The following is an 11933-nucleotide window of genomic DNA, read 5'->3' on the forward strand; positions in this document are numbered from 1 at the left end:
GATATTAGAAATGAAAAAGAGACTTATTCTCCTTTCTATACTTGCTGGGTCATTACAATTCTCTTGTACGGATAAATTCGATGAGCTGAATACTGACCCAAATCAGGCATCAGAAGCAATTTTCAATCCAAACCTTCTGTTACCTAGTGCTCAGTGGAAATACGTTGAATCTATTTCTGGTTATAACCCTATGTTATTTCAGAGTATGTGGATTCAGGCGTATGCTTCGACTTCAACAGGTGGTGCTAACTACTATACCAACGGTGATAAGTACGTGTTGTCTAACAATACTTATTCATACCTGGATCGCGTTTGGAATAATGCTTACAACGCGGCAAGTTTCGCGTATGAAATGGGGCAATTAGCCAAAAGAAAGGGTTCCATGTCCAATCTGGAAAACATTGGAACCATCATGCAAATTCAAAGTCTGGCAACGGCGGCGGATGTATTCGGAGATATTCCTTATAAAGAAGCTCTTCAAGGTAAAACTACCGGTATTACGCGTCCTGCCTATGATACCCAGCAGAGTGTTTACCAGGATCTGTTAACTCGTTTAGAAGCAGCTACGGTTGCCCTGAATACTTCTCAGACAGGCCCTACCAATGATGCTTTCTACGGAGGAGATGTAGCTAAATGGAAACGTTATGGTTACTCGCTAATGTTGAAGCTTGCCATGCGTTTAACAAAAGTAGATCCAACTACGGCTAAGACTTACGCAGAGAAAGCAGCAGCTGGTGGTACATTCACCAGCGTATCTGATGATGCTTACCTGAAGGCAGATTTAACCAATGGTTACACCAATGCCAATGCTTCAGCTTTGGCTACAGCTGCTGACCTTTATCAACTTCGCTGGAGCAAAACGATGATCGACTATCTCAAAGCAAATAGCGATCCTCGTCTGACTAAAATTGCTGAAGTTCCAGCCGCTGGTCTGCAAGCCAATCAAGCAGCTACTGCAGGAGATAGCACTTTTGCCAATCAATTAGGTCTGCCTAACGGTTACGACTTAACAGGTGGTGCTACGGATATTACTAAATCTCCCAACTACCCTGGCGGTACCGGAAGTGGAGCAGATGCTACTCCTATCGGTAAATATTCTCGTCCAACAAGTGTATTCCGTAACCAGAGCGGCCCTCTTTTTGTACTGACTTACGCGGAAACGGAATTGTTACTAGCTGAGGCAGCAACGCGTGGCTATTCAGTAACGGGCTCAGCAGCAACGCACTACAAAAATGCAGTCTCTGCCGGTTTGCAGTCATTAGCTAAATTCGGAACGGCTACTACCATTAGTGCCGCAACGGCGGATGCTTACGCCACTGCTCACCCTCTGGTAACGTCTACGGCTCTGAAGCAAATTAACGAGCAATACTGGGCAACCACCAGCATTCTTCAAAACTTCATCGAAGCCTGGAGTAACTGGAGACGTTCTGGTTACCCTCAATTAACTCCTGTAAATTATACGGGTAATTTCTCAGGCGGCAATATTCCTCGCCGTGAGGTTTATCCAACGGGAGAAGGTAGCTTAAATGCTGAAAACTACAAAGCAGCCGTAGGTCGTCTGTCCGGCGGCGATACCTGGACTTCCCGGGTTATGGTGGGACAAATAATAATTAATTTCGGATAAAGGGGGGAAACCCCCTTTATTTTTGTATTCTGGTATTAACTTCAACTAATCGTTGAAGTTTTTTCGTTTCTACTTGCCCCCTTACTTAAAACACAGTTCTACTCATGATCCAAAAAGGTATTTTGTATCTTTTGGTTGCTGCTATCATTCCTTCGGTTGCAAGGGCTCAAAAGCCCCTTTTTCAATTACTTCCCTCCGACCGAACGGGTATTACCTTTAAAAACGAAATCATAGAAACGGAAACCCGTAACATTATGGAGTATGAATACTTCTATAGTGGTGGTGGAGTGGCCGTTGGGGACATCAATAATGATGGCCTGGATGATTTGTTTTTTACCTCCAATCTTCAGGAGAACAAACTTTATCTGAATCTTGGTAACCTGAAGTTTAAGGACATCACCCTTTCGGCGGGTATGACGGGCCGAGCCGATGCCTGGAAAAGTGGGGTTAGCATGGCCGATGTTAACAACGATGGCTTTCTGGACATTTTCGTGTGTTACATGGGCAAAGGCGACGCCGAGAAACGTCGTAAACAGCTTTTCATTAATCAGGGTGATCTTACCTTTAAAGAAATGGCCAAAGAATACGGCCTGGACGATCCCTCCTACAGTTTTCAGTCGGCCTTTTTTGATTATGATAATGATGGTGACCTTGATTTACTCTTGTTGAATCACAGCGTAGGTAAGTATGACAACATCGAGCTATATAAGTACCGCAACGACGTTGATGCTCTGGCGGGTAATAAGCTTTTCGAAAATCAGAATAATCATTTTGTAGAAGTTACTAAAAAGACGGGTATTCACCAGCACACGCTAACGTATGGGCTGGGCGTGGTTGTAACCGACCTTAACAAAGATGGTTGGCAGGACCTCTACGTTACCAATGATTATAACGAGCCGGATTACATCTACCTGAATAACAAAAACGGCACTTTCACGGAAGTAAGCAAAAAAGCCTTGCGTCACATGTCGCAGTTTTCCATGGGGCTGGACATTGCGGATTATAACAATGACGGCTGGTCGGACATTGTTTCGCTGGATATGTTACCCGAAGAAAACCGTCGTCAGAAAACCTTACAGCTTCAGGAAAATTACGAGTCGTATGAATTAATGCTGAAGCAGGATTTGCACAAGCAGTTCATGCGAAACATGCTTCAGCTTAATAATGGCGACGGCACCTTCAGCGAAATTGCCCAGACCGCAGGCATTTCTAATACGGACTGGAGCTGGAGTCCGCTCATGGCCGATTATGATAATGATGGGTACAAAGATCTTTTCGTGTCGAACGGGTATCTGCGGGATTTTACCAATAAAGACTTTTTAAAATATTGGGGTGATTATAAGATTCGCAAAGCGATGGATCGCGAGCCGATGCAGTTAATGGAATTAATTAAAGCCATTCCTTCGAGCCGTTTACCCAACTACGTTTTTAAAAACAACCACGACCTCACGTTTACCAACAAACAAATGGAATGGGGGTTAACCAATCCCTGCGTATCAAACGGAGCCGTCTACGCCGACCTGGATAATGATGGTGATCTGGAATTAGTCGTTAACAATATCAATGAGCCTGCTTCTATTTATCAAAATCTGAGCCGGGAAAATAACGCCAGTAATTACCTGCAATTCAGACTTCGTTCACCCAAAGGCAATAGAAATGCCCTCGGTGCCAAGGTAACGATTTATACGAAAGGAAGTCTGCAATATCAGGAGCTGATGCCTGTGCGGGGTTATCTCTCCTCTCAACCGCTTACCTTACATTTTGGCTTAGGTACCTATACCAACGTAGACTCCGTTCAGATCATCTGGCCAGATTTATCGTTTGAAGTACTTAGAAACATAAAAGCCAATCAGCGTCTGGTGGTTGAACAAAAAAATACAAAACCCTGGGTAGCGTCGGCGATAAAGAAGCCCGTTTTATTCGAAAAAGTAAAACCGCTCATTACGCATACCCATCAGGGTTACTCGGAAAATGATTTTAAACGCCAGCCCTTGATGCTGTCTATGTATTCTCAATCGGGGCCTGTCTTGGCCAAAGGTGATGTGAACAAAGACGGCCTTGAGGATCTATTCATCAGTGGAGATCAGAGTAATACCGGGAAAATTCTGATTCAGCAAAAAGACGGAACCTTCAAAGGCATTGATAAGCTGGTTATTGGGGATGAAACTACTTCCGCCGCTTCCGCCGCAGTATTCTTTGATGCGAACGGTGATGGCTACGACGATTTATACGTGGCAATGGGGGGTTATTCGCTGTTCGAGCCGAATACCGCTTCCCTACAGGATCTTTTGTACCTGAATGATGGGAAGGGCAACCTAACGCTTTCTGCCCTACCCAGTGTCAATGCCAGCAGTAAATCCTGCGTGCGTGTCGCTGATTATGATTTGGACGGCGACCTTGATCTTTTCGTAGGCGGTAGAGTTATTCCCGGAAAATATCCGCTGAGCCCTTCTTCCTATTTACTGGAGAACAAGGGGAAGGGCGAATTTATCGCTCATCGGTTTCCGATTAACGGAATGGTAACGGATGCTCAGTGGGAAGATCTGGATCAGGACGGGCGAAAAGATCTGATTATTTGCGGAGAATTCATGCCCATTAAGGTTTTCAAAAATACGCCTGAAGGTTTCACCGATCAGAGCAGTCAGTATTTTTCACAGGAGGAAAATGGTTTCTGGTCTTCGATTCTGGTTACTGATTTGGATAATGATGGCGTAAAAGAAATCATTGCCGGAAATCTGGGTACTAATTCTCAAATCAAAGTATCACCCGAACAACCCGGCGAACTTTACTACGCCGACTTTGACAAAAACGGATCGATTGACCCCATCTTCTGTTTCTACATGCAGAACAAGTCTTATCCGTTCGTAAGTCGGGATGAATTGAACGATCAGATTTTTCCGATGCGTAGGAAGTTTATTTCCTATAAAGATTATTCAGAAGCCACGATTGACCGTATTCTCACGCCCGAACAACTTAGTTCAGCCCTTAAATGGACCGTTACTGAAGCTCGTAGCGTGCTGTTCCGTCGGGATCAGGGCAAGTTCAAAAAAGAGATTTTACCGATTCAATCGCAGTTTGCCCCCATTACTCAGATTCTTGCGGGAGACTTCAGTCAGCACCATCAAACGGACCTATTACTGCTGGGTAACAAGTCATTTAATCGCCTCAAGCTCGGTACGATGGATGCCAACTATGGCTGTCTGCTCAAAGCTAAGGGATTAGGATTTGAATATGTTAATCAGGGAGAATCTGGCTTATCCGTCGACGGAGACGTGAAATCTGCTTTACATCTACGGGTTAATAATCAGAATTATTTAGTCATTGGGGCTTTTGACCAGCCTTTACAATTCTACCATTTGAAATGAAACGTTTTCTGTTACTTTTCTTTAGTAGCCTTTCCATTACCTGGGCTCAGAAACCTAACCCAACCCAGCATTTACAGCCTTCCGTTTTTGCGGTAACGATGGTAATGATTCACGATGTGGTGAATCCTCCGGCAGCAGCCCGTTTTTACTCCTATTGCCTGATGGGTGCTCAGGAATTTGTTTCGGATCAGGATAAGAAAATCCCCTCGCCTACGCTGCTTGCTAAGAATTTCAAAAAGCCGGACTTGAGTTCGTTGAAATCGTACGATTATGCGATGGCAGCAACCTATTGCATCCTGGAAACAGGTCGGCTCATTCTGCCTTCGGGTTATATGCTGGAAGAAGACGAAAAGAAATTGGTGGACGCGTGGAAGCAGGAAGGCAAAAGTCAACAACTCATTGACAAGGCCATTGCGGCGGCTCAGTTAATGGCCAAACACGTCATTGCCTATTCTACAACTGATCAATACGGCAAGCTCAGCACACGCCTGCGTTACCGTCCCATCAAAGGCGATGGTTACTGGTACCCAACGCCTCCAGGGTATATGGAAGCCGTGGAGCCTCACTGGAAAACCATCCGGCCTTTTATGCTGGATACTTGCAATCAATTTGCCCCTAAGCGTCCGGTTACCTTCAGTCGAGACACTACCAGTGACTTTTATAAAATTGCTTATGAGGTCTATAAAGAGGGTAAGGATCTAAGCCCGGAACACCGAGCCATTGCTTCTTACTGGGACTGTAATCCCTTTGCCATTAATACTTCCGGCCACATGATGATTGGCTTCAAGAAAATCAGTCCGGGCGGCCACTGGATGAACATTACCAGCATCGCTACTACTCAGGCCAAGCTTAGCTTTAATCGTTCGGTTCTGGTTTTAGCCACTACGGCAATGACGCTACACGACTCCTTCATTAGCTGCTGGGATGAAAAATACCGCAGCAACCGGATTCGCCCGGAAACCTACATTCAGCAAAGTATTGACAAAACCTGGCAACCACTGCTACAGACCCCTCCGTTTCCTGAATATACGAGTGGCCACAGTGTGGTTTCAACCGCTGTAGCGGAAGTGTTAACTTTTTTTATAGGAGATAATTTTGCCTTTACGGATAACACAGAAGTCATTTTTGATCTGCCTACCCGGCAATTCAAGTCTTTCCGGCAGGCAGCAGCCGAGGCTGCTGTTTCACGTTTATATGGAGGCATCCATTACCGGGACTCTATTGAACATGGGCAGGAACAAGGCCGAAATATTGGCAATTATGTTATTGTCCGGGTAAAGAAGGCTGGCTACAAATAGAGTTCTTAAACAGATAAACGTAGATAATCTATAGAATCATGAGGCATTACCATACGCAACCCATTACTTTGCTCTGACGTTATTCGTTAGACAATCATTTGTTTGTTATGGCTCTACTTCTCGATTTTATAGGCAATACTCCGCTGGTTGAGATTACTCGCCTGCATGCTAACCCTAAGGTTAGAATTTTTGGTAAGCTGGAAGGGCATAACCCCGGCGGCAGCGTAAAAGACCGTCCGGCTCTGAATATGATCCGCAGTGCTCTGGAACGAGGCGAGATCAAGGCAAATACGGCTCTCATTGAGGCCACCAGTGGGAATACGGGCATTGCCCTCGCCATGATTGCCCGACTCTATAATTTGGACATTGAGCTGGTTATGCCCCAGAATTCAACCCGGGAGCGGGTATTAACCATGGAGGCTTTCGGAGCGAAAGTTACCTTACTGGAAAGCATCGAAGCCTGTCGGGATTATGCCCAGGAAAAAGCAGATAACGGCACGCACTTTCAGCTCAATCAGTTTGCGAACCCCGATAATTACCTGGCTCATTACAAATCAACAGGGCCAGAAATCTGGAGAGATACCAATGGTACCATTACCCATTTCGTAAGTTCGATGGGTACGACCGGAACCATTATGGGAAACTCACTTTATTTGAAGGAAAAGAATCCTGACATTCAGATTGTGGGCTGCCAACCTACAGAAGGATCTTCCATTCCGGGTATTCGTCGCTGGCCACAGGAATATTTACCGAAGATTTTTGACCCCAGCCGGGTAGATCGAATCATGGACGTAGCAGAAGCTGATGCCATTGCCATGACCCGTACATTAGCTCAGGTAGAAGGGATTTTTGGTGGGATGAGCTCGGGCGGATGCGTTTCGGCGGCCCTTCAACTTGCCGAAGAGCTCGAAGAAGGAGTCATTGTTTGCATCATCTGCGATAAGGGAGATCGGTATTTATCAAGTAATCTTTTTGGTGAATAATGACAGAAAAAGCCCCGAAATCGAAATTTCGGGGCTTTTTCATCCAGTTAGGTTACCCTTAAGCTGCGGTTTCTTCTTCTGTAGAGTTTTCTTCCGTAGCCGTTTCGAAAGCCTCTGGCAGGTATTGAGACAACAGGTTATACCAGGAGATCATTTTGCGGATATCCGAAGCATATACTTTCTCACGATCAAATTCAGGGAAAACCTCGCCTAAAAATTCACGTAAATCGGCATCACTGGCGTTTTTCGTGTCCACGTCTACTTTCTCGCCGTGTTTTTCACGAATCGCTAGAAAAATATCAGGAAGAGGTTTTGACCCTTCTTCATTATCCGAATAAACCGAGATTTCTTTCAATACAGAAACGCGAGCATTCGCTCCCACTACCGTACGACCTTTTTTCTCATCAATAGTCTCCACAATCACTCCCGTACGGGTTGGCTTCAGGATTCGGTACAGACCGGGTTTTCCGGAAATGTGGGCAATTTCTTTTAACAATTCCATGTAATCAAAGTTGTTGTGGCAAATAAGCGTTTTTAAGCTTAGGTTTGACCTTTTACCTATCTGTCTAATTATCAACAGATTAGCTTAGTCAAATCAATTTCTTTTCTATCAAGATAGAATGGTTTTCGGTAACCGAACCACAAAAGTAGCCAATCATCAGGCTATTACCGCTGGGCACCCCGAAAATCCGCATTCAATTCTCCAATAGCTTCGGCAATTTCATCGCGACCTAAACCGTCAACGGATGAGGTTACAAAGTATTTCGGCATGGCGGTAAAAAATTGGAGAAAGCCTTCCTTATACTTTTTTACCTTTTGCTCCAACTGACTTTTTGATAGTTTATCGGCTTTGGTAAAGACGATGTAAAATGGAACTTCAGCCTCTGTTAACTGTGACATGAACTCCAGATCAATCGACATGGGGTCATGGCGAACATCCACCAGCACGAACGTACACACTAGGTTGGGGCGATTTTGGATGTACCCAAAAATCATGGGTTCAAATTTATCCCGCTCGCTCTTACTGATTTTTGCATACCCATAGCCCGGTAAATCGACCAGATACCAGGTATTGTCCACTGAAAAGTGGTTGATTAACTGGGTTTTACCCGGGGTCTGCGAAGTTTTAGCCAGATCTTTCCGACGTACCAGTGAGTTAATCAGGGAAGATTTACCCACGTTCGACCGACCAATAAAGGCATACTCGGGCCGATCAGGTTTGGGGCATTTCTCCCAATCTGTATTACTCACCACAAAAGCGGCTTCTTTAATCTTCATGCTCTTAATATTTACAGCAAAGGTAAGGCTCAGTTTTCAGTTTTCCGTTTTATTAGGTAGAGACACGACTTCATCGCGTCTGGCCGGGCAATGCGAATCATTTGAATCGTAACAAGAACCGCCTCTTGGCCAGACGCAATGAAGTCGCATCTCTACTTGAAATGCTTGATTGCTATGATTTTTCGGATGGGCAATCATCCACCCTGGTTGGTGTCCTCACCAACCATTATGCTTTTAGTAAGGGCTGGTGAGGACACCAGCCAGGGCGGGAATACCTATATACGAAAACCCGGGATTGTCATCCAGGTCGATCCAGACCGGGGCTATTACTTTCATTTTAAAACCTCTTTCCTACCTTTGCCGGTTTTTCCTTCCCAAACCCCAAACCGCAGCGGCGGCCGCTCTAAACTCTAAACCAACTGAAAACTCTAAACTGAAAACTGAAAACTCTAAACTGAACCTTACCTTTGCGGCATGGAAATTCTTCAGAACGATTTGTTTTTACGAGCGGCTCGCGGCGAACAGGTAGAACGCGTACCCGTTTTGGATGATGCGACAGGCAGGACGTATCCTGGCTGAATACCGCGAAGTTCGGGCCAAGGCCGGTAGCTTCATTAACCTTTGCACAACGCCTGAACTGGCAGCCGAAGTAACCATTCAGCCCGTAGATTTGCTGGGCGTAGATGCCGCCATTATCTTTTCCGATATTCTGGTAGTGCCCGAAGCAATGGGCTTACCTTATGAAATGATCGAAGCCCGTGGCCCCGTTTTTCCGACTACGGTTCAGACCTTGCAGGACGTTGAGAAGTTAAAAGAAGTCGATCCTGAAGTAGAGTTGAAGTATGTGCTGGATGCCATCCGCATCACCAAAAAAGAATTAAACGGTCGGGTTCCGCTCATTGGTTTTGCCGGAGCTCCCTTCACCATTCTTTGTTACATGATTGAAGGGAAAGGTTCAAAAACATTCTCAGTAGCCAAGAAATACCTTTACGCCGAGCCCGAGCTTTCGCACAAGCTTCTGCAAAAAATTACGGATACTACGATTGCCTATTTAAAAGCTCAGGTAGTGGCTGGGGCCAATTTGGTGCAGTTATTTGACTCCTGGGCGGGCATTCTTTCGCCTCAACAATACCGGGAGTTTTCGTTGCCTTATATCTCTCAGATTTGCGACGCATTGCAGGCGTTGGTTCCCGTTACGGTATTTGCCAAAGGGGCTTTCTTTGCTCGACGGGAAATGAATGCGTTGAATTGTTCGGTAGTAGGCCTCGACTGGAATATGGACATTGCCGAAAGTCGCGAAATGATTCCTTCGAAAGTATTGCAGGGTAACCTGGACCCTTGTGTGCTTTACGGCAGTTTCTCGGAAATTAAGAAGCAAACACAAGAGATGCTTCGTCAGTTTGGCGGTCAAAAGCACATTGCTAATCTCGGTCACGGGGTATATCCCGACACCAATCCTGATAAAGTGCGTTGCTTTATTGATACCGTAAAGGAATATCAATTTTAAAAGGAATAAATAACAGAAGGGTTGAATGATAGAATTGGTACTATCATTCAACCCTTCTGTTATTCATAACGCTACAAATTAGCTACTAAAGCTTCGGCTAGTAAGAGCGATTTGTTAATAGGTACTACGCCCACTTCTTCACACACCAGCCCACCACCTAAATTAGACAGACCAGCGATGCGTTGGGGACTTAAGCCTAAGGCCACACAACAGGCGGCAATACTAATTACCGTATCTCCAGCCCCGGAAACATCCGAAATTTGACGAATGTGGGCCGGTAAGTGGCATTTTTCTTCCTTGAAGTCAATATAAACGCCGCGTTCGGAGAGCGTAATAAGCGTTCCATCGAGCGACAGAGCGTCTTTTAATTTCTGAGCAGCTGCTTCCAGTTCTAAAGGAATTCGAACATCAAAACTGATATTGAGTCCTTCGCGTAATTCTTTCAGATTGGGCTTGAAAAGCGTAGTGCCATGGTAATGTAGGAAATTCCGCTTTTTGGGATCTACAACCGTTGGAATACCGTGCTCTTTTGCAAAACTGACTACCTGCTGAATCAGATCAGCCGAAATAACGCCTTTATCGTAATCTTCGAAGATAATAACCTGACACTGAAGAGCCAGCTCTTTAATTTTCTGCAAGAGACTTGCTTTTTCTTCCGTTGAAATAGGAGCTTCCGTCTCGGTATCAACCCGCACCACCTGCTGGCTTCCAGCAATAATTCGTTCCTTCACCGTTGTAATACGATCCCGGCTGCGAACAATGCCCCGGGTAACTAATCCTTTGCTTTCCAGGAGATTGCATAACTCATCTCCGTACGAATCCGTACCAATCACGGAACAGGCGATGGCCTGGGCTCCCAGAGCTTGAACGTTCAGTAACACGTTTCCAGCCCCACCTAAACGGTATTCCCGCCGCTGGGCTACCACTACGGGTACGGGGGCTTCGGGAGAAATCCGGTCTACCCGACCAAAGACGTAACTGTCAATCATTACGTCTCCAATCACCAATACTTTTAATTCATTGAATGCTTCAAAGACAGCAGGTAACAACATAATATCTAATAAAATAGCTCAGAAACCTTCGCTGAATGATTCTATTCTTGCAATGGGGAAATACGTTCGAATGACCGCTCAACTTAAAATATATTGTCAAACAAGTAACTGATACTCAGACCAAAGGTTTGGTTCTTCGCATTTTTTGACATTTCTGACACATTCGCCAGTCCTTGCTGATAGAAAGCCGAAAGCTGGAAAAAATCAAACTGCACGCCTATGCCGCCCTGCACGCCATAATCGAATCGTTGTAGATCATAATTGAAACGAACACTATACTCCGTTTGAGGCTGACCGCTCTCCCGTTCGATGGTTTTTCCTCCCAATCCACAGGCTACATAACCACCTCCAAAAAGCAGAAATTTGGTATTCCTTTCTTCATTACCCAGTTTCAGTGTTACGTTGACGGGTAAATCCAGGTAGTTGAGCGTGGTACTAGCCCGACGAGTATCCTGCTTAAAATCAGCGATATAACCGCGTTGAGCAAAGAGTAAGGTCGGTTGAATAGTCAGATTGCCACTGCTAGTAAGCGGAATATCAGAACCTAGTCCCGCGTGAAAACCAGCTTTGGAAATTGGGGCATCCAGCTCAGAGCTTAACGCCTGACTCATGCTTGATACATTTCCGCCTGCCTTAAAAACTAACTTGCTCTGAGCCATTGCTCCCAGTGGAGCTAACAGGAATAAGAGCCAGGTAAAGAATTTCATACTAATGAGTTTTGAATGTGGGGTTTAGATTTATCTCAGGTATTAATAGCCAGAATGAGAGATTTGTTTTGAAAAACTCTACTTGTTCTTCTTACCTGCTGGCTCATTCCTTAAACCTA

At 45.1% G+C, this 11933-nt stretch carries 8 protein-coding genes and 1 pseudogene; 5 read left to right on the forward strand and 4 right to left on the reverse strand.

All coding sequences use genetic code 11. From position 1 onward, the window contains the following. Window positions 1-10 precede the first annotated feature (10 nt). The 4 genes from QE357_RS17415 to cysM all read left to right on the forward strand — a co-directional run bounded on the left by QE357_RS17415 (window position 11) and on the right by cysM (window position 7270). On the forward strand, window positions 11-1624 hold the full coding sequence (locus QE357_RS17415; protein WP_309710146.1) for a SusD/RagB family nutrient-binding outer membrane lipoprotein: 1614 nt from the start codon (window positions 11-13) through the stop codon (window positions 1622-1624). Window positions 1625-1728: 104 nt separating this feature from the next. Further along, window positions 1729-4989 carry a VCBS repeat-containing protein gene (locus tag QE357_RS17420; protein WP_309710148.1) on the forward strand — a complete coding sequence of 1087 codons (3261 nt, stop codon included), beginning with the start codon at window positions 1729-1731 and terminating at the stop codon, window positions 4987-4989. Further along, the gene (locus QE357_RS17425; protein WP_309710151.1) at window positions 4986-6287 is read left to right on the forward strand and encodes a vanadium-dependent haloperoxidase; all 1302 of its coding nucleotides are present in this window, start codon (window positions 4986-4988) and stop codon (window positions 6285-6287) included. Before QE357_RS17420 ends, QE357_RS17425 begins: the two co-directional genes overlap by 4 nt. Window positions 6288-6394: 107 nt before the next feature. Next, window positions 6395-7270 (forward strand): cysteine synthase CysM, encoded by an 876-nt coding sequence (cysM, locus tag QE357_RS17430; protein WP_106637390.1) that lies wholly within the window; start codon window positions 6395-6397, stop codon window positions 7268-7270. A gap of 58 nt (window positions 7271-7328) precedes the next feature. Here cysM and QE357_RS17435 read toward each other — a convergent pair whose 3' ends face one another. Both QE357_RS17435 and yihA read right to left on the reverse strand, forming a co-directional pair. Continuing rightward, on the reverse strand, window positions 7329-7772 hold the full coding sequence (locus QE357_RS17435) for a DUF5606 domain-containing protein (protein ID WP_106637389.1): 444 nt from the start codon (window positions 7770-7772) through the stop codon (window positions 7329-7331). Window positions 7773-7936: 164 nt separating this feature from the next. Then, window positions 7937-8548 carry a ribosome biogenesis GTP-binding protein YihA/YsxC gene (yihA, locus tag QE357_RS17440; RefSeq protein WP_309710155.1) on the reverse strand — a complete coding sequence of 204 codons (612 nt, stop codon included), beginning with the start codon at window positions 8546-8548 and terminating at the stop codon, window positions 7937-7939. Window positions 8549-9022: 474 nt separating this feature from the next. Here yihA and hemE point away from each other — a divergent pair. Continuing rightward, window positions 9023-10055 (forward strand): annotated as a pseudogene (gene hemE, locus QE357_RS17445) (uroporphyrinogen decarboxylase). Window positions 10056-10126: 71 nt separating this feature from the next. On the opposite strand, the gene QE357_RS17450 reads toward hemE, so the two are convergent. Both QE357_RS17450 and QE357_RS17455 read right to left on the reverse strand, forming a co-directional pair. After that, window positions 10127-11107 carry a bifunctional heptose 7-phosphate kinase/heptose 1-phosphate adenyltransferase gene (locus QE357_RS17450; protein WP_198555268.1) on the reverse strand — a complete coding sequence of 327 codons (981 nt, stop codon included), beginning with the start codon at window positions 11105-11107 and terminating at the stop codon, window positions 10127-10129. Window positions 11108-11190: 83 nt separating this feature from the next. Next, on the reverse strand, window positions 11191-11814 hold the full coding sequence (locus QE357_RS17455) for a porin family protein (protein WP_309710160.1): 624 nt from the start codon (window positions 11812-11814) through the stop codon (window positions 11191-11193). Window positions 11815-11933: the final 119 nt, after the last annotated feature.

Origin of the sequence: Siphonobacter sp. SORGH_AS_0500, from assembly GCF_031453245.1 — a bacterium.
In the GTDB taxonomy this organism is placed as follows: Bacteria; Bacteroidota; Bacteroidia; order Cytophagales; family Spirosomataceae; genus Siphonobacter.